Below are 19,498 nucleotides of genomic sequence, written 5' to 3'. Positions count from 1 at the left end.
TCACCGTACTCAGGACCCGCCACGATGAGCGCTAATGCCCGGAGTTTCGATCGATGGATCCGCAGCAGCTTTATCCAGCTCAATACCGAGCTGGAAGAGCTCTATTTTGCGCAGGAAGATCGGTCGGACCTGTCTCAGGCGGGGCACGATCTTCGGCAGACGCTGCACGATGAAGGGCGGGCGCTGATCGCCCAGCTCCATCGCGAGGGCAATACCGACGAGGGCTTTGAGCCGGCCTTCGAGCTCCTGGGCAACGTCGGTCTGTATATGGGCGCCTGCCGGCGGCACGAGCTGACGGAGCCCTCGCGGGAGACCACCTCGCCGCTGGTTGAGGCCTCGGGGCTGGCCATGCACATCGGTGCTTCGCTGGGCGTTGCGCCACGTTTCGCCACCAGTCACCTCTCGACCCACAACATGGCCGTGAACGGTCAGTACCGGAGCTTCACCAGCCTCAAAGACGAGTTTCTATTTCTCGACTACAACACACGCGGCATCTTCGCTTACAAGCGCGCGGCCGACGCCCTGGTTCGGACGGTTCCGCTCGGTATCACGCACCCGGTCACGGGGGATTTGCTGAAGGCAGCCAAGGACGCGTTGACGGACGTCGCGCACTATAACGAGAAGCTGTTTGCGCAGCTCGACACCGACCGTTTCTTCTATTCCGTACGGCCCTACTACAAGCCTTATCGGGTAGGTCGCAGCGAGTATCGGGGCGCCAACGCCGGCGACTTTGCCGGTATCAACGAAATCGATCTGCTGCTCGGTTTATGCCAGGCGGAAGACCCCTCCTACTCACAGCTGCTGGTCGACAAATTTCTCTACATGATGCCAGAAGATCAGGCTCGACTCCGGGACTGCATGCGTCGCCGCAGTCTGCTGGATCAGACGCTGTCGGCGCTTGACGAAAGTGATCGAGGGCGAGATTTTGAACACAACGCCAGGCTGTTGCTGGAGGTTTGCGAGGCTCACGGCAAGACCGCTTCACAGCACCACAACCAGCTGGTGCATCGGTTTATCCAGCGTCCGTCGGAGTCGCTGCCAGAGCAGCACTTGAAGCACATTACCGCCAGCGGTCCGCCGCTCGAGGTGCTGATGCGGGCTCTCGAAAAGCTGAAGGACCTGCGCACAGCCGCGCCGAGGGACGACATTGCGAGCCGGTATCGAGATCTGGCAAAGATCCGAAGCGCGCTCGGCATTGCAGCGTCTGCCGCCGCCGACCCCGAGGAGGCCTCGGCGGATCCCGCTGATCCTGCGGCAACGATGTCGTGAGTGTTGACTTGTCCGCGTGGCCGCCCGCGCGCGGCTACATGCTGAACCATTCGGCGGGACTGCCGCCGGTGACGCTCCAAAACCATTTGGCCGCCAACCTGCTTGACCCGTGGACCGTAGCCAACGAACGGGTGTGGCCGGTCTGGCTCGAGCAGGTCCTGGACTTTCGTGGGCTCCTTGCTCAGGTCATGAATACCCACGCGTCATCGGTTTGTCCACAGCCAAACGTTTCTGCCGGCCTAAGCCAGGTGCTGGGAGCCCTGCCCGCGAGCCAAGGGCGGCGCACGCTGCTCATTGCCGAACGGGCGTTCCCATCGCTGGGCTTTGTTTTTTCCGTCGCGCAGCGCATGGGCTTCGAGCTAAGCATGGTCCCGCGCACGGAAAATACGCTCGACCCACAGGTCTGGGAACGTTACCTCGATGACCAGGTTCACTGCGTATTGCTGACTCACGTGCACTCCAATACCAGCGAGTGTCACGACATCGCAACGCTCGCCAACCTGGCGCGTCAGCAGGGTGTCATCAGCGTTGTTGATGTGGCCCAGTCGATTGGCGTTCGACCGGTGGATGCGAATGCCTGGAACGCGGACTTTATTGCCGGCTCTTGCCTCAAATGGCTCTGCGGCGGTTCCGGTGCCGGATTCCTTTGGGTTCATCCGGATCGCATCAAACGCTGTGAGCCGCGCGACGTCGGCTGGTTTTCCCACCAGGATCCGTTCGAGTTCGACATCAATCACTTCGAATACGCGGAGGACGCAACGCGATTCTGGGGCGGTACACCCAGCGTAGCCCCCTGCATCACGGCGGCCCACTCGATCAAAGCGCTCCTGGACCTGGGGCTCAGGAAGATCGAGGCGCACAACCGGGAGCTGACCGAACAGCTATGCCGGGCAGTGCCGGACGAGTTTCAGGTGTCGCCGCTGGACTCAAAAAACCGCGGTGGTAGCGTCGTGCTCAATTACGGCAAACAGCAGGAGGCATTTGCGGCCCGGCTGAGCGAGGCGGGAGTTTTCTACGACATGCGCAAAGAAGGCCTGCGCCTGTCGCCCCACCTGTACAACACCGAAGCGGACATCTATCGGATTATCGACTGTTTGCCTTGACTGGCCCCGCCGGGCTCAGTCTTTTAGCGCGACAAAAACCTCGGTTCGAACTTCCGCCATCGGCTTGGTCGTCGGATCATCGACGTATGACTCGAAGCTCCAGCTATCCATTGTCAGATTCTGCTCCGCGGCCCAGGCAACCAGCTTTTTGTAGGTGTTTCCGACTTTTTGATAGGGGCCAACGTGGAAGGTCCTGAGGTAACGCCCGGCGGGCAGCTCTATCGCTTCAACGGCACCTTTGCCCTCAGCGCCGCCCGCTACCGGCATACCCGCAGAAATGTTCATTTTTTCTGTCAGCATCTGCCAGATCTGACCTAGCACACCTTTGCTGGTGACGTCCGCCCAGTCGATTCCTGAATAGCGCGCAAAAGGTGCACCAACGCTTTCTGCCCCGCTGACGCGGATCTGGGTGGTGACCTGGTCAAAGCTGTTGGCCAGCGTCTTCGCAATCTTGAACACGGAAGCCGTGGAGTGAACAACCAGCACGGGCTGGGCCTCACGTTCGATGACTTCGATGGTTTCAGCCATAACGCCCTCCTGTCACGCTGAGTAAGTGGGCCTGCCAGTATAACCCTGGCAAACCTAAGACAGAGATCGAGGGGCTGAACAGGAGCTCGCGTGACCGCGGCGACCAGACTTCCTTAGTCGATAATGCGAAGCGCGGGATCTCCCAGCAGCGTGTAGCCCAGCACAACGTCTTCCCGGTCCGGGTGGGACTGCGACAGTACCTGCTTGCCGGCAGTGATCGCGTTGCCGACTGAGAAGCCGGGCGTGACCAGCTCCGCGAAGCTGAGGTTGCTCAGCAGCTGCTCCGAGGACAGCCGTGTCAGTGACACCGGACCCAGGATTGCAGCGGCGCCGTAGTTGCCGCCGACCAGGAAGCGATGCGCCAGCGTGTCGGCGAAAGGTGACACGTAGTAGGCGTTCCAGCAGCCCCACTGGTTCACGACCGTAGGCAATCCGGCGTTGGTCAGCAGGTCAACGTCGTCAGAGGTCAGCAGCCGGTTCGTGCGGCCCCATTCGGTGAAGCCGGAGTGACCGAAATAGTTGGTCAAAGCGACACCGCTGTTGATGGCGGCCTGGATGTCGATGGTGGCCTGGGCGGGCGTCACGTTGTCCAGGTAAGTCTGGGACACGGTCCAGTCGGTCAGCAGGCTGTCGATTACGTCGTCGCTGATCGCGCCGAAGGGCGTCAGCGGCTCGGCCTCGTCTGCGGCGAAGATCGCCTGGCGGTCATAGGCTTTGCCCGTGTACTGGATGGTCTTGTCGATCATCCAGGAAAGCTCCTGCTCGGTACGCACCGGGAACCGACCCAGCGCCACGTCCGGCACCTCGTCGCCGTCGACGTCTGCATAGAGCGCGTCTAGCGGCGCGTAGCGCACCACCGGGTGCACCTGGCCGTAGAGCGACGGGACAAAGCTCAGCGAACCGAGACCCAGGTAGTTGTGATAATCGTAGGAATCACCGCCGACAAGCAGCACATATTGCAGGCCCAGGGCCGGTACGGCGTCCGCGATGTACGCGTCGACCGCTGCCGCGTCGAGCTGTCCCCGGCTGTATTGGCTGTATACCTCGTCGACACTGACCACCTTGACGGTCAGGCCACGCCCGCGATGGAAGTCCGCGAGGGTTTCGATCCCATCGAGGAACACCGGGTGGGCGATCATCAGATAGTCGGCGGTGCCGGCGAGCAGATCGGTGGCCTCCACGGCCGGGCTCAGGGTTGATGGCACCAGAGTGTCGAGCTGGCTGACCCGAATCGACTGAGCACCGGGCAGCGCGGGAATCTGTAGAGCGAAGCCGGCGCCGTCTGGCACGGCTGCGGCGTTTTCAAGGTAAACCGGCTGGCCGTTGACCAAAGCATACGCCACCGCTTCATCAGCGCTCAGCCCGGCGATGGAGAACGCTGCCCCGGGGATCGTCTCAAACGAGCTGGCAAACAGCGTATCGGGGTTTGGCGCCGGGACGTCGCCGCCGGCGGGCACGGTGATCTCGCCGGCACCGCCGGTGATCATGGGTGCACGATCGAAGGCCAGCGAGATCGACTCGAGGTTCACCAGATCGAACTGGGCCCCGGTGTCAGCCGGCAGTCGCACGGTCACGGTATTGGTGCCGACAACCAGGTTTGCGGCCGAGATACTGGCGCTGATCTGACCGGCGGTCAGACCATCCAGAAACTGCTCGCCCACCAGCACGCCGTTGACCAGAACCTGCACGTGATGGTCCGGGTTTTGGGGCAGATCGGTGACACCCCAGAAGTCGACGGTTAGATTTGCGCTGCCGCCCTCGTAGCCGGTCAGCTCCAGCGCAAAATCCGCCTCTACCGGGCTGGTGAACGCCAGCAGTTCGCGGATAAACCAGGGGTCGTCGGTCGGCGAGCCAAAGCTGTACTGGTTGTTTTCCGCCAGCGTCAGCGTCGCGCGCTCGACGGCATCCGGATCGAGCGCCGAGGGTACAGCTCTGTTGACCGCCACCCGCGCGGCCGTAGCCTGATCGACCGCCAACCGGTAGACGTTTTCGCTGCCGTAGAGGCTGTCGCGAGCCTCAGCCAAAAACTCGACAAACGCGTCGCCGCTGAATGGTCCACTATCGCTGACCCTAGCCGGCACCGGCTGGCCGTTGATGCTGAGCGCAAGCTCCACACCCGTTACGCCGGTCAGGTCCATGCCGGCGGCCGCCAGCTCGCTGGCGGTGATCCGGGTGATGCCGCTTGCCGCAACGCTGACGTCCATGACGCGGCTGGCTGCTGCCCCTTTGCGCGCGCTGCGCTTCTGCAGCGTGGCGTCGTTTTGCGCGCGAATGGCTCGCCAGTCGATCGGCGAGGGCGGACGATCAGCACCATAGACCTGGCCCAGCTCAAACGGACCATGCAGCGTCTCCACACCGCGCGTATCGATGTCGCTGAGCCAGAGTTTGTCGACGGCGTGTCCGGTCAGCTGCAGCTCGTAAGACTGCCAGCGGGTTGAATCCACAACCTTTGAGGGAATCACCGGCGCCTGACGCTTCAGCGCGCCGTCTGCTCCTCGGGCATGCACGGCGAAGCCCACGTTGCCCGACTCGGTGGCGGTGGCCCAGCGGAGCTGCACCCCTTCTTTGGTCTCAACCGCTTCAAAGTAGGACAGCGTCACCGGTGTGGTGGTGATGCCGCCGTTGAAGAAACCGAAATCGAGCCCGGTGATGACGTCCGTAGCGCTGCCCGTAACCGGCTGGACGCCGCTGGTGAGGGTCTGTGTTGTCTGGAAGAAGCCGTCCAGGCGTGTGCCCAGGACATCGGTTGCGACGAGGTAGTCACCGGGCGGCAGGTTGTCGAACAGATAATCCCCGCCAGCGTCGGTCACCGTGCTGCCGAACACCGGGTCTGACGGATCGAGGACGCCGTCACCGTCGAGGTCGCGAAACAGCAGCACCGCCACGCCGCCAACGTCTGGCTCGCCCGGCTGATCAACCCCGTCGTTGCTGATGTCTTCAAAGACCGTTCCGGCCAGGCTGAAGCTGGCCGGCGCGTTGACGCCGAAGTCCGCAAAGACCGGGTTTAAGTTTCCGCTGTCGATGGTCAGGGGCAGGGGATCAGCCTGGGCGTTGTTGTTGACACCAGGGGTGCCAGCCGTGTTCGTGGTGTCCTCAAGCACGCCACCCGACTGGAAGTTCTGGGGCGCCAGCCGGACCAGATAATCCTCCGGCGCCACGCCACCGAACTCATACTCCCCGTTGACGTCGGTGCGAACGCTGCGGATCAGGTTGTCGATCCCCGGCGTGATCACGCCGTCATCGTTGACGTCCAGCCACAGCTCAACGAGCACGGACTCGATGCCGGATTCGGACGGCTGGCGAACACCATCGCCGTTTACATCGTGAAACACGAGGTCGCCGACCGAACCGAGGCTGGACGCCGGGAAGAAGCCGAAGTCGGCGTCGTCGAAGTCCTGTCCGGCGCTCAGTGTGATGGTTCCCGGGTTGGCGGTTGTCGGGTTGAGGCCGGTCAACACGCCGGCCGTATCGGTCAGCCGGACCTGATAGTCGCCCGGGTTCAGGCCGGTGAAATCATAGTTGCCCTGGCCGTCGGTAATCGTGGAGGCCAGGACCTCATCGTCGGCGCTGCCGAAGACACCGTCAGGGCCCGGCCCCAGCAGATCGATCGACAGGCCGCCGAGACCGCTTTCGTCACCATCCTGGACGCCGTTGCCGTTGTTGTCGATGAACGCCGTGTCGCCAAGGGAGGCAAGGCCAACGGTGGGCACGAAGCCCCAGTCGAGCAGCAGGTAGGCGGTATCAGCCTCGGCGGTGAGCTGGTAGGTTTCCTGGGCGTTGCTGGGCGTCGGGTTAAAGCCGGGCGGAAGCGTTGCGGTGTCCACCGTTACGGCGTAGTTGTCCGGCGGCAGGCCCGCGAAGGAGTAGCTGCCGTCCGGGCCGGAGACCGTGCTCTGCGCCAGGTCGTCACCCGTGCCGAGCTGCCCGTCCGGTCCGGCGCCGATCAGGCTGACGGTGACACCGGGAAGGCCGGCTTCCCCGAGGTCAAACTCGCCGTTGCCGTTGGCGTCGATCCAGATTTGATCGCCGACGAGGGCGGTGCCAACGTCCGGTCGATAGCCAAAGTCCAGCGTATCAATATTGTCGCCCGCGCCCAGCGCGACGACCGCGCTTGGGTCGGTCAGGCCCGGGCTCAGCGTAAGCCCCGGCGGAACGGTTGATTGGTCGACGTCAACAAAGTACCGGCCGGCCGGCAGGTTCTTGAAATCGAAGCCGCCGAGCTGGTCGGTGACGGTGCTGGCGATGAGCACATCGTCGCCGCCCCCGATGACGCCGTCAGGGCCGGCGTCGAACAGGTTCAGCGTCACGCCGGCCAGGCCTGCTTCGCCCGCCTCGTTGATGCCGTTACCGTTGGCGTCCAGCCAAACCAGATCTCCAAGGCTGGCGTCACCAAAGGCGCGCGCATAGCCAAAATCGAGGTCCTCGATGTCGTCGCCGGCCACGGTGATCTGCACCCGGTCGAGGCCGCTGGTCAGGCCGAAGTCAGTCAGCACCTGGGCGCGATCCGTTACCTCCAATCGATAGTCGCCCGGAGGTACGTCGGTGAACTGATAATCGCCCGCGCCGTCGGTGACCGCGGTGGCCACGACCAGGTCGTCGGCACTGCCAAGAACGCCGTCCGGCCCGGCGGCGAACAGCTCGACCGTGACGCCGCTAAAGCCGGTTTCCGCTGCCCCGTCGTCCACGCCGTCGCGATCCAGGTCCTCAAAAACGTTGCCGCTGATGTCCGGCAGGGCCGCGTTGAGGAAACCAAAATCTGCCGTGAGCACGCCGCCGTTGCCGCCGCTCAACAGGACGTCGATCTGGGCACCCGTGGCGTTGCCGCCGGTCTGGGAGTCACCCGTGGTGAGGGTCGCGCCCGCCAGGACGGATTGGCTCAGGTCGAGCGACACAAAATAGCGGGAGAAGGCCAGGCCGCGATAGCCATAGATACCGCCGCTGTCGGTCTGCGCCGTGTTCACCAGCGTGTCTATCGCGCTGTCGAACACGCCGTCGCCGTCGTCGACAAACAGCGACAGGTCGACGCCGGGAATGAGAACCTCACCGGGATCGAGTACACCGTTACCGTTCGCGTCAGAAAAGACTTCATTGCCGATGAGTCCCGGCAGGTTGAAGCCGAAGCTGGTAGCGCTGACGTTGGCGTTGTTGATTGTTGCCGAGGTCGCGCGACTCACCGCGGCAGCGGTGGTCCCGCCGAAGCCGGAGAGCACGCCCTGCGTATCCGCCAGCTCGAGCTGATAGCTGCCGTTGGGCAGGCCGCTGAAGCTGACCGATCCGTCGGAGCCGCTGATGGTGGTGGCAACCACGTTGCCGCCCGCATCCACGAGATTGACGCTGACGCCGGCGATGCCGGACTCGTTGCTGGTACGCAGGCCGTTGCCGTCAGCGTCAAACCAGATCTCATCCTCGATGGCAAAAGCGAACGGATCAAGGTACCCAAAGTCGGCGTCCGTCACGATATCGCCGGGCGTCACCGTGATCGGCGGCGACTCGTTGCCGCCCGTCGTGCTGCCGGCCGCGCCGAGCACCCCAACCGTATCGGTCACCGTCACCACATAGGTATCAGGCGGTAGACCGCTAAACAGGTAGCGGCCGTCCGGACCGGTGGTGGTCGTGGCCACCACTGCGCCGGTCAGCGCGTCGCGCAGCTCGACGGTCACGCCAGCGTACCCGGCTTCACCGGGGTCCTGCACGCCGTCACCGTCAGCGTCAGCGAACACGCTGTCGCCGATCAGCGCCGTGTTGATGGTGGGCACGTAGCCAAAGTCGGCGTTGTCGAAGCGTTCAACGCCGGCGACGGTGAAAACTCCGGCGGGGTTGCTGTTGCCCGGACCGGCAACCAGCCCTGCCGGCAGGGTGGACTCAACCACGGCGACCTCATAGCTGCCGGCGGCCAGGTTAGGAAAGAGATAGCGGCCCGTGAGATCGGTCCGGGTGATCGCGATCACCGAACCATCGCTGGTGTCGATCAGCTGCACCGTGACGTTGGCAAGGCCCGCTTCGCCCAGGTCGAAGATTCCATCACCATCGATATCCAGCCAAACCGAATCGCCGATCTGACCCCCGAAAGGCCGCACCGGGTCGAGCACCTCAGCAACGGTGGGTTCCCCCTGATCGGTGTCTGCGGAGGCGAGGTTGCGAATCGCAATAATGTTGGAGTTGAGCGGGTCGTCGACCTGAACCTGGAAGGTGACGGTCATCGACTCGCCCGGGTTGAGGATCAGGCTGTCGGCTGTGGTGACGAGATCCGCGGGGACGCCATCATCCAGGTCGTTGCCGCCGCCCGGCACGTTGTCCAGCGTGACCGGGCCCGAGCTCGAAGCATCAACAATCACGTTGTCGACGGTGACGTTTTCATCGCCGCCGCGGAAGCCCAGTGCGCGGAAACGGATTTGGGTGTCAGCGCCGATCAGGCCGGCGGGTATCGCTACTGTGCGCGTGCCGTTGTTGTTGTCCGGATCGCCGCTCAGGGTGATCAGCGTGGTCCAGCTGCTGCCGTCGTCAGAGGCCTCAGCGAACAGGCAGTCATCAGCACCAAATCCACCGGCACAGGCTTCGGTGGCACCGTCAAAGTCAAACGAGAACGTCAGGCTGGCGCTGCTGGCGCCGGTCAGATCAACCGCTCGCTGCAGCGTGTCGAAAGCGCCCGTGTTGGCGGAGTTCGGGCGATCGAACTGGAGCTCTCCGCCGCTGATAAACACGTCACCGGCAGCCGGACCGTCATTGCCGCCATCATCCAGTTCGATCCAGCTGCTGGTCCAGGGTGTGGCGCCGCTGCTGCCGCTGTACGTCACCGGGGTGTCGTTGAAATCGTCGCGATAGTCGATGATGAGCTCGCGTCGACCCTGAACCACGGTGCTTTGCGAGACATAGCTTGTGCCCGGAGGCAGCGGATCAACGATGGTGATGCCGGTGTGGGTTATCGTGTCCGTGTTGGTCAACGTCAGGGTATAGGTGATGATCTGGCCTGGCGCCACTTCGCTGCCGGCGTCAGAAACTTTGGTGAGTGCCAGCTGCTGGCTGTCGATGTCCACCGACTCGGTATCCGACACCGTAAAGGCCTGGTTGCCGGCAGTAAGGCCGTTGACCTCAGCCAGGTTAACCACCGGACCGGGAAAGTCAGCGGTCGTGATGACGTAGGGCGCGGTCACAATCACCTGCTCACCGGGCTCAAGCAGACGATTGCCGCTGGGGTCACTCTCGCTGCCGAGGTTGAACAGGTTGGCCGCATCCTGCGGGCGGATCTCATCGCAGTAAACCGCGCTTTTATAAAGCTGCCCCTGCCAATCTTCCGCGGAGCTGCCGGCGGCGGCGGAGAACTGGTTGCCGATGCCAAAATCCCACGTGCCGTTCCAACTGCTGAAATTGCCCGTCGCCCCGACGTTTGCGCTGGCGGCGACCGCGCCGTCTTGATACAGCGTCGCGTCGCCGCCTGCTTCGACGACCACCAGCAGGTGGGTGAGGTCGGTGCTGACCGAGCTGGCGGCGGTTGTGAGCACCACGTCCGCGGTCGGGTCCGTATTGGTGGGAGTGCGAATAAAAAAGCCGTACTGGTCGTTGTCCTGGTACAGACTGAAATTGATGTTGGCCGCATCCAGCGACGAATGAATAATTCGGGCCGGCCCACCCTGCACGACTCCAACCGGCTGCACCCACGCTTCCAGAGCGAACTGCCCCTCGGCCTGACACTCGGTGATGATCTTGCTGCTGTCGAGCGAGTTGGAAAGCCGGTTTGGCGTATCGATATCAATTCGCGCAGGGTCGAGCTCATAGATGATCGATGAACCTTCTACGGTCAGATCCAGCGCGCTCAGGAAACCGGAAGTATCGCGCACGACGGCCGGGTCGGGGCCTTCAGAAAAATCGTAAAGCGCAACCGCCTGAGGAAACTGCTCGGAAAACTCGAAGGTCCCAATCTTGTCGTCCACCAGGTCGACCAGCACGACGGGATCAGGCGAGATGTTGGTGATGGTATAGGTGTAGTTGACCGTGTCGCCGACGGCCGCCAGGGGGGTATCGACCGTCTTGTCCAGCGACAGCGGCGTCGCGCTGAAGGTGGTCTCATCATCCCGAGCGGTATAGCTGCCGACCTCCCAGCTGTCGGTGTAGGTGGCGACGATGGTGTTGGTGAACGGGAAGGTAGCACCCCCGTTAATGGTGGTGGTCAGGGTGACGGTCCCCACTTCGCCGGCGAGAACCGTTTCGGTGATGTCGAAGGTCACCACGCCGCCCGTTTCGCTGCAGGTGCCGGAAAACGGGGCATCGATCGCGCAGGACACGTAGCTCACCTCCGACGGCAGCGTGTCCGTCAGGGTCAGGTTGCGAGCCGCACCGGGCAGCAGATCGTCATCAGAGATGTTTTCAAAACGAATGGTGTAGGTGAGCGTATCGCCCTCGCCGGCCACCACCCGGCCGTCGTCTTTCGTCAGCTCGATGACCGGGATCGGCGGGATCTGGTTGAACTGAGGCACGTTCTCCTGAGCGTCCTGGGCGAGCTGATTATTGCTGCTCAGGCAGGACACAATGCCCCACCAGCCGACCTGCGGGTTGGTGATCAGGTCGCCGCCGCGTTCGGTCTGGCTGCCGCCATTCCACTGGCCGTTGGGCGATAGCGTGCCCGGTAGACCACCGATTAGCCCGTTTGGATCGAGCGGCGTCAGCGGCGGGTAGTAGCGCACCCGCGTGTTGCCATCCATGTCAAAGTTGTTGAAGCAGATGTTGCTGTCCGGCGGCGTGGGCGGTGAGTTGGGGCAGGCAGAGTTTTCCGGCACAAACTCGTAAAGCGTATTGCACTGAACGCCGCCGGAGTCCTGCTGGAACGAATACTGGTAAAGGCCTACCAGCAGCTCGTCGTCCGTTCCTGGGATGCCGTCAAAGTCGTCCCAGTTTGCCGGGAACGGGTTATTGGGGTTCGTGTCGTTATCGAAACCGACCCGAAGCCGCCAGGCGTTCTGATCGTCATTGGTGGAGGCGATGCGCAGCACGTACTGACCGCAGCTGATTGGTGCGGTCGTGCCAGCATCGTCACCCAGCGTAAAGGCGCGTACCCACTGCTCGGGTGGTGCTGACGGCGGATAGTCGATGGATAGGAGTGAGCCGGGTGCGCCCGGCGCCGGCGTTGCGGGGCTGACCACCACGGCGCCCACGTCGAACAGTTCGAAGGTTGTGGTGCCCGGGCCGCCGCTGTTGACCTCATCCAGATCCGGATTGGCCGAATTCATCTCCGGGCTGAACAGGTCGATGTGGATCTCCTGATCGGTGGGCCAGCCGCACGGCACGTAGATCCCCACATAGTGAAATCCGCCGCCCACACCGTTGGTGTCCGCGGTATACCAGTCGCCGAGCCCGATCGCTGCATCCGATGAGTTGGTCTGGATAAAGAACGGATCACCCGGCGGCGGAATTTCCACGGCGCTCACCGAAAGCGCAGCCAGCAGCGCCGCGGCACCGGCGAGCCTGCGGCTCAGCGGGTTGTTGTACCCCGAATCGGTTCTTATGCTCATTGGGCGTTTTCCGATCATGCTCAACATTCCTGCGCTACAGGCTCACCTGCATCGACAGCAGCACCTCATTGCGCCGGTAGTCGAAGCGGTCGCTGCTGGAGCGGCGCTCGACGTGACGCCAGCCGAGTCCGACCAGCATCCAGCGACGGAATGTGTAGTCTACGCTCAGGCCCACCTGCTGAATATCGTCAGCACGCTGGTTTGGCCTTAGATCCTCTTCCGCCCACGACAGGTCGAGGCTGCTGCTGAGCCGGCTTCGCCACTGATGACGCCAACCCAGTGAGTGCCGCTCGCGGACCAGGAAGCTGGCGCCGCCGAAAGCTTCGTCGGTGGCGCGACCGGTTAGCAGCGTGAACTCGCTGCGCTCAAGGGGCCGCCAGGACGCTGCGGCTTCCCAAAACAGACCCTGGAAATCAGCCTGACCGCCGAGCTGCGCGGATCGCTCAAGCCGCCCGACCAAAAGTCGTGCATCACTCGTTGGCGCCCCGTCCCACCGGAGCCCGAGGGCCAGCTGTCGCTGCACGCTGTCGCGGATGTTGACGTCGTAGTCGATGTCGCTGCGGCTGGCCTGAACCAGCGCGGTGGTTCGGGCGCCGGTTCGCCAGCTGAACTCGCCGCCGATGCGTGACTGCTCAAAGTCGCCTTCCCGAGTGAAATCCCGATTGTTTAGATAGCGCCGGTCGGCAAGGTCCGCAAACACGGCGAGGCGTCCGCGCGCACCCGATGCGCCGTAGCGGTAGGTGACGCCGAGGCCGTGATCCCGATACTCGTCAACATCCCGGTCCAGCGTATCGTCAAAGTTCTCGCGCAGCGCTTCACCTCGCCGATCGTGCGCCTCATGCCAGCGCGCGTCGATCTGCCATTCGGACCGAACGCTGGCTTGATAACCCCAGCCCAGGTCGAAAAACTGATCGGTGAAGTCGTCCCGGTCCGAGTCGGCAAAGTCGCCGTCAGACAGGCGGTACTGCGCACGCAGCCGAGATCGGCGCCCGGTCAGCTCGGCCCGGACGCCGGGCTCCAGGAGCAGGTAGCGGCTGCTGATCGGACCGTCATTGGAAAGCGTAACGTTGTCGTCATAGCCAAGGGCAGCGCCAAACGTCGGATAAAGCTGAAGACGGCCCACACTCACACCGGCCTCCTGGGTATGACCCAGGGAGCCGATCAGTAGCAAGAGTCCTGCACAGAACCATTGACGTTGCATGTATCAAAGCGGTGATTGAGCTGCTGCGCACCTTATAGAAAAGGTTGGTCAGAGGGGAGTGCACGGAGCACGGCTTAGGTAAAGGTTTACCGGGTGTCACAAAAGCGCTGATCAGCGGCGGCGTGACTGCGACAAAAGGCACCAGATCTGACCCGGACAGGGTGCATCGCCTACCATAGGGGGAGGCACTGGACGATGCGCAGAAACCGGTTACCGGGCTTTCGATCTGGCGCCTTTTGCGACTATCGAGACTACGCAGCAGGCCTTGAGCGAACAAACACTGAACACATTTGTTTACAGCTTTCTGCGACGCTTCCAGTTGGAGGGGCTACGGTTTCTACTCGAGCGTGCGCTAACATAGGGTCTTATTTCCTAACTCCCATCGGTCCATGTTGATAGCGTATCTGGAAGACGATGAGCACCAGGGCGAACTGGTCAAAGCATGGCTTCAGGATGCCGGCTTTGAAACGGACCTGTTTGCCACGTCAAAAGACTTCGTCAAAGGTTTTCTGCATCGCGACTATCAGCTCGCTATCTTGGACTGGGAACTCCCCGACGTGCAGGGTCTCGGCGTATTGAAATGGCTGCGCGAGAGTCAGCAGGCAACTTTGCCGGTGCTATTTCTGACCGGTCGGGACAGCAACGCCGACCTGGTGGAAGCGCTCGACAGCGGCGCTGACGATTACCTCACAAAACCGTTTGACCGGAGCGTGCTGATCGCCCGCACCAACGCGCTGATCCGGCGAACGGCGGAGCCCACGCCGCACTGGCTGCTGCGCGAGGGCGAGTATGAATTTGATCGACGCAGCGAGAAAGCCACCGTGGCCGGCAAGCCGATCAAGCTGACCCGTCGTGAGTTTCAGATGGCGGTGGCGCTGGTGGAAAACCTCAACGCGGTGGTTACGCGCGAACGCATCATGTTTGAAGTATGGGGACTGAGTACGTCCGTGGAAACCCGCACCGTAGACACCCACGCCAGCCGCCTTCGCAAGAAGTTGGGGTGGACGCCGGACGAGGGCTGGGAGCTGCGCAGCGTCTACCAGCAGGGATATCGGCTTCAGCGCGTGTAGAATGCTGGTCAGCGTTGGGTTTCAGGGAAAAAGCAATGGCAAAGAAAGCACCCGAAGAGGAGGCTACTGCGGATAACGTCGACCAGATCCGCGAGATCATTTTTGGCGCTCATATCAAAGACTATGAGCAGCGCTTTCGCGGCGTGGAACGCAAGCTGGAGCAGAGTCTCAAGAAAGTCTCCGATGCTTTCAACAAGCGACTCGATGAGCTCGACAAGTCGCTAACTGAGCTCAAGCAGATGCTCGAGGCGGAGCAGGCTGAGCGACGCGATGGCGACGAGTCGCTCGATGCGCTGCTGCAAAACCAGGCCAGGGAGGCCGGTGAGCAGCTTGCCAGCGTGGAGTCTCAGACCAACGAACAGCTCGATGCCCTCAATCAGTCACTCAATGAGATGACCGCATCGCTGGAAAGCCAGCTGGGTGACCAGGGTGCCGCCCAGGGTAAGGCTCTCGAGGATCTCAACAGCCAGCTAACCGCACAAAACATCAGCCGCAAGGAACTTGCCAAGCTGCTCGGGACGGTTGCCAGCACGCTGGACGCCCCGCCGAAGGCACCTCGAAAACGCCGCCGGTAACAGCCCATGTCCAACGTTCATCGTCTGCGTGAGCTGCTGGGCATCGAAGCCGACCAGGCGGCGATGCGAGAGCAGGGCAGACGGGTTGCCGAATCTCAGCAGCGGATGCCGGATGTGGCGGAGGTTTTACCGGACGCCATCCGCCAGCGCAGTCACGACGACGACATGGCCGAAGCGCTGCGTGAGCCCGTGTCCAAGGCGCTCCACGAATCGGTCACCGAAAACCCCCATAGCCTGGTAGAGATCCTGTTCCCTGTGATGGGTCCGGCGATCCGTAGATCCATTGCGGAAACGCTGCGAGCGGCGCTGGAGGGCTTGAATCAGAGTCTGGCGGACGGTTTTAGTTTGCGTAACCTTCGCTGGCGTCTCGAGGCCTGGCGCACGGGCGTACCGTTCCGCGAGGTTGTCCTGCGCCATACCATGACCTACCGCGTTGCCGAGGCGCTGCTGATCAGCAAGGAGAACGGTCTGCTGGTCTGCCGGGTCGGTGAATTGACCGACAGCCCCGGGATGGATCGTGATGCGGTCGCGGCCATGCTCACAGCCATTGAGGACTTTGTCGCCGACTCGACCGGAGAGGAGGAAGGTGAGCTGTCTAGCGCCGAGCTGGGCGACCGGGTGTTGTGGGTGCTGACCGGACCACACGCTCGGCTGGCGCTGGTGCTGGAGGGTCAGCCGCCGCTGACGCTACGGATCACTCTACGCGACCACCTGGCCGTGATTCACCAGGACCACGGGACTTATCTACACGAGTTCAGCGGCAACGAAGAGCCCCCGGCACCGCTGATCGCGAAGCTCGAGAAACTGCTGGCGTTCAGCGCGCAGGATCAGCAGGAGGCCAAGCGCCGCCCGCCGCGAATCGCCGGACCCATCCTGCTCCTCCTCCTGCTCGCCGGCCTCGGAGCGGCGGGCCACTGGATCTATCGCGCCCAGGAAGCAAAGCAGCAATGGTTGGCGTTAGAGGCAACCATCGCGACCGTCCCCGGCGTGGTGTGGGTAGAAGGGCTGCTGGACCGGCAGCCGCCGGAGCTGAAGCTGCTGGCTGACCCGCTGGCTGACAGCCCGTCGGAACTGGTTCGCGGTGCAGGTTACGCGGACGGTGAGGTGCTGCTTTCGGTCACGCCGTTTGTCTCCGCCGAGCCGCAGATTGAGCTGCGGCGATTTGTCCGGGCACTGGCGCCGCTGCCGCCGGGCGTGGCCGTTGACCTTCAGGGAGGCTCAATCGTTGTGTCAGGCGGCGCGGACCGGTATTGGTATCGCCAGCTGGCTGCACACCTGGAGTTTGCACGCATCAATGTGCCGGTTGAAATCAGCGGTTTGACGCAGATTGACGATGGACCCGTCAGCCCGGAAGCCGCTGATGAAGAGCGTTAAGGTCTGCATTCTTGGCGATTTTGCCGTAGGAAAAACCAGCCTGGTGCGTCGTTTTGTCGACGAGGCATTTTCGGAACGCTATCTCACCACTGTGGGTGTCAAGATCGACACCAAGACGGTTCATCTCCAGGACTCCGGTCCGATCAAACTGGTGTTGTGGGATGTGGCTGGCGCTGATGAGCTCAGCGCGCTCCAGACCAGCTACGTGCGGGGATCAGCTGGATTTATTTTGGTTTGTGACCTGACCCGACGCGAGACGTTAACAACTGCAACCAAATTAAAAACCGAAGTTGCGGCGCAGTTCGGACCGGTGCCATGGTGTTTGCTCGCAAATAAATCGGACCTCGCCCAGGAGCGGGAAATCGACGACATGGCCCTCACAGAACTCGCCGAAGACGGCTGGAACGTCCATACCACCAGCGCTAAAACGGGTTTCAACGTGGAAACGGCCGTGCTGGCTTTGGCCGCCCGGCTGGCGGTGGAATCGGACCCGTCGTCGTGAACGCGCTGGCCCAGATTCACTTGCCGGACAACATACGGGAACGGGTTTTTGACGTCCTGACTGCCACGCAGGCGCCGCAGTGGATCGAAACGGATCAAGCGCTTTGCGTGCAGCGCAGCCTCGGGGCGCAGCTACTGGCTGGCGCGGAGCCCGGCGTCGACCTCCCGGAAATTCTGCCCTGCCTGGTGGGCGCGGAAGGCGTTGCGCCAGTCTCATTTCCGGTCGTAAACCTGGACTCCAGGCAGATCGTCGATGTTCACGTTTTTGCCGCTGAGGCTGGCTACGAGGTGCTGCTGATCGACGCGAGCGCGAGCCATGCGGTAACCCAGAATGTCCAGCAGCAGGCGCATGAGATCCAGCTATTGAATCGGCGTCTCGAAAAGCTCACTGAGGCGCTGGAGCAGGCTCGGGCGGAGGCCGAGACGGCCAGCACCGCCAAGAGCCGTTTTATCGCGGGCATGTCTCATGAGTTTCGGTCTCCGCTGACTGCCGTCATGGGTTTCACCGAGCTGATGCAGCAGGGTGTTGCCGGGCCCGAACAGGCGCTGTCAGGTATCCGGGAGTCGGCGCTCTATCTGTTGTCGTTGATCGACAATCTGCTTGAACACGGCGCTGCTGAGAGTGGCGAGGTGGTGATCAATCGGGAGACCACCGATGCCGGGGTGCTTTTCTCCGGAATCGTCCGGCAGATGCATCCGCTGGCGGCCGCCAAGCACCTGGAGCTGACCTTAAACGCGCCAGCCGCGGCGGCGCTGGACCTTGTCCTCGATCCGGTGCGCTGCCGACAGATTCTGATCAACCTGCTGACCAATGCGGTGCGTCACACGGAAACCGGCGGTATTGAGCTGTCCTGGCGGGTCTCCGGGCAGCGGCTGCAGGTCTCGGTTACCGACAGCGGCAGCGGCATCACACCGGCTGAGCTCGAGCGAATTTTTGTGCCCTTTGAGCGCGGTGCCGGCGCCGCTGGCCGCCCCGGTGCCGGGCTTGGACTGGCCATCAGTCGACAGCTTGCGGAGGCGATGGACGGCACGCTGACGGTCAGCAGCACACCCGGGGAAGGGTCGTGTTTCACGCTCGAGCTGCCGCTGCCGGCACGACCACCCATCGCGCGGGCCAAAACTGTGGCGAGCACCCAGGCGCGAATCCTGGTTGTCGACGACGACAGCAACATTCGCGCGGTGCTGAGCCTGGCGCTGGCTGACGCGGGGCATGAGGTGGACTGCCGAGCCAGTCTGGCGGAGGTTACGAGCGTGATCAGCCAGCAGCGCCTTCCAGACCTAGCGTTGGTGGATCTGGATCTCTACGGCAGCGACGGGCTTGAAGTGGTCAGCGCCCTAAAGAGTCGAGCGCCGGAGCTGCCCGTGCTCGCCATGTCGGCGGCGACCGGCGAAGACGTCGCTCGCCGCACGCGCCAGGCCGGATGCCAGGGTTTCATCGCCAAGCCATTCGAACTGGTGGCGCTGGCGAGCACAATTCAGCAGGCTTTGACCGGCCTACCGCGTGAGTAGCCGGCGCGATCTAAAGCCGGCAACCGCTGCGCATATCGTGCGCTTGAAGGCCCAGTTCGTCGATACCTTTGCCAGCCGGGCAGACCAGATGGAGCAATGGCAGGATCAGTGTCTGGCTGACCCGCCGGATCGGGAGGCACTGAGGATGCTTCGCACCGAAGTTCACCAGCTACGCGGCAGCGCCGGCCTGTTTGAGCTGAAGGATCTATTCGAGGAGTTCGACGCGCTGCAGGGCGAACTGGATCAGCTGCTCGAGGAACGGCCTGCCCGAGGGCTACCGGCAGAGACCCGCCACCGCATGCACCGCGTGCTTCAGCTGATGCGCTACCCGGGTCGGTTTCTTTAGCCTGGAAAAACCGTACGCGGTTTTCCGGTTCAGAGTGTAAACAACCGTGGTCTTTCCGGGCCCCACATCTTCACGAAACCTATACTCCGCCCCGAGGTCGCGGTCTGTCCAAACGGCCCCGGATCTGAGCGGGCGGATCGTTGACCTCACCTTAATCTTTCGTCGCGCGCAATATTCGGCGCCAGCGTGTTCAGGACCGCTCGCTGCCTTGTCCCGGCCCCGCCACAAGCCTGCCCAACGTCGCATTGACAATCACCACCGAGGTCGATAAAGTCCCGCCTCCGCTGGCCCGACCGGGCCGGAAGCCTGCCCAGGTGGCGGAATTGGTAGACGCGCTGGCTTCAGGTGCCAGTGGGGGCAACCCCGTGGAGGTTCAAGTCCTCTCCTGGGCACCATTTTTCGGCGGATAACGCTTTTCAATCAATGGCTTAGATCCATGAATGCGTAAATGCTGCGTGATGGCTTCATCTACACACGCAAGCGCTGCCTCTGGGCTCATTTCGAACCATTCCAATCTTT

The 19,498-nt window shown here is 62.7% G+C and carries 11 protein-coding genes and 1 tRNA gene; 9 read left to right on the top strand and 3 right to left on the bottom strand.

Going from position 1 to position 19,498, the window contains the following annotated elements:
• The first annotated feature begins 24 nt into the window (after window positions 1–24).
• Both AAF358_25255 and AAF358_25250 read left to right on the top strand, forming a co-directional pair.
• Window positions 25–1,269, top strand: a complete 1,245-nt coding sequence (locus AAF358_25255; GenBank protein ID MEM7708881.1) for a monodechloroaminopyrrolnitrin synthase PrnB family protein — start codon at window positions 25–27, stop codon at window positions 1,267–1,269.
• On the top strand, window positions 1,266–2,372 hold the full coding sequence (locus AAF358_25250; protein MEM7708880.1) for an aminotransferase class V-fold PLP-dependent enzyme: 1,107 nt from the start codon (window positions 1,266–1,268) through the stop codon (window positions 2,370–2,372). The genes AAF358_25255 and AAF358_25250 overlap by 4 nt, the downstream gene beginning before the upstream one ends.
• A 15-nt stretch (window positions 2,373–2,387) precedes the next feature.
• Here the strand turns inward: AAF358_25250 and AAF358_25245 are convergent, their stop codons facing one another.
• The 3 genes from AAF358_25245 to AAF358_25235 all read right to left on the bottom strand — a co-directional run bounded on the left by AAF358_25245 (window position 2,388) and on the right by AAF358_25235 (window position 13,532).
• Window positions 2,388–2,900, bottom strand: a complete 513-nt coding sequence (locus tag AAF358_25245) for a GyrI-like domain-containing protein (GenBank protein MEM7708879.1) — start codon at window positions 2,898–2,900, stop codon at window positions 2,388–2,390.
• A gap of 113 nt (window positions 2,901–3,013) precedes the next feature.
• On the bottom strand, window positions 3,014–12,403 hold the full coding sequence (locus AAF358_25240; protein MEM7708878.1) for an SdrD B-like domain-containing protein: 9,390 nt from the start codon (window positions 12,401–12,403) through the stop codon (window positions 3,014–3,016).
• Window positions 12,404–12,437: 34 nt separating this feature from the next.
• Complete coding sequence (locus tag AAF358_25235; protein MEM7708877.1) at window positions 12,438–13,532, bottom strand: outer membrane beta-barrel protein; 1,095 nt, start codon at window positions 13,530–13,532, stop codon at window positions 12,438–12,440.
• A 461-nt stretch (window positions 13,533–13,993) separates the two neighbouring features.
• On the opposite strand from AAF358_25235, the gene AAF358_25230 reads away from it, so the two are divergent.
• From AAF358_25230 to AAF358_25200, 7 genes are all read left to right on the top strand, one after another.
• The gene (locus tag AAF358_25230; protein ID MEM7708876.1) at window positions 13,994–14,674 is read left to right on the top strand and encodes a response regulator transcription factor; all 681 of its coding nucleotides are present in this window, start codon (window positions 13,994–13,996) and stop codon (window positions 14,672–14,674) included.
• A 35-nt stretch (window positions 14,675–14,709) separates the two neighbouring features.
• Window positions 14,710–15,249, top strand: a complete 540-nt coding sequence (locus AAF358_25225) for a hypothetical protein (protein ID MEM7708875.1) — start codon at window positions 14,710–14,712, stop codon at window positions 15,247–15,249.
• A gap of 6 nt (window positions 15,250–15,255) precedes the next feature.
• Window positions 15,256–16,623, top strand: a complete 1,368-nt coding sequence (locus tag AAF358_25220; GenBank protein MEM7708874.1) for a hypothetical protein — start codon at window positions 15,256–15,258, stop codon at window positions 16,621–16,623.
• Window positions 16,610–17,125, top strand: coding sequence for a Rab family GTPase (locus AAF358_25215; GenBank protein MEM7708873.1), 516 nt, complete (start codon window positions 16,610–16,612; stop codon window positions 17,123–17,125). Before AAF358_25220 ends, AAF358_25215 begins: the two co-directional genes overlap by 14 nt.
• Window positions 17,122–18,633 carry an ATP-binding protein gene (locus tag AAF358_25210; protein ID MEM7708872.1) on the top strand — a complete coding sequence of 504 codons (1,512 nt, stop codon included), beginning with the start codon at window positions 17,122–17,124 and terminating at the stop codon, window positions 18,631–18,633. The genes AAF358_25215 and AAF358_25210 overlap by 4 nt, the downstream gene beginning before the upstream one ends.
• Complete coding sequence (locus tag AAF358_25205) at window positions 18,626–18,979, top strand: hypothetical protein (GenBank protein MEM7708871.1); 354 nt, start codon at window positions 18,626–18,628, stop codon at window positions 18,977–18,979. Before AAF358_25210 ends, AAF358_25205 begins: the two co-directional genes overlap by 8 nt.
• A 308-nt stretch (window positions 18,980–19,287) precedes the next feature.
• Window positions 19,288–19,374: transfer RNA gene (locus AAF358_25200), tRNA-Leu, on the top strand.
• Window positions 19,375–19,498 lie beyond the last annotated feature (124 nt).

It is taken from the genome of Pseudomonadota bacterium, from assembly GCA_039033415.1.
In the GTDB taxonomy this organism is placed as follows: domain Bacteria; phylum Pseudomonadota; class Gammaproteobacteria; order Xanthomonadales; family SZUA-38; genus JANQOZ01.
The sequence above is the reverse complement of the archived record's forward strand: the minus strand, read 5'-3'. Positions and strand labels throughout refer to the sequence as shown.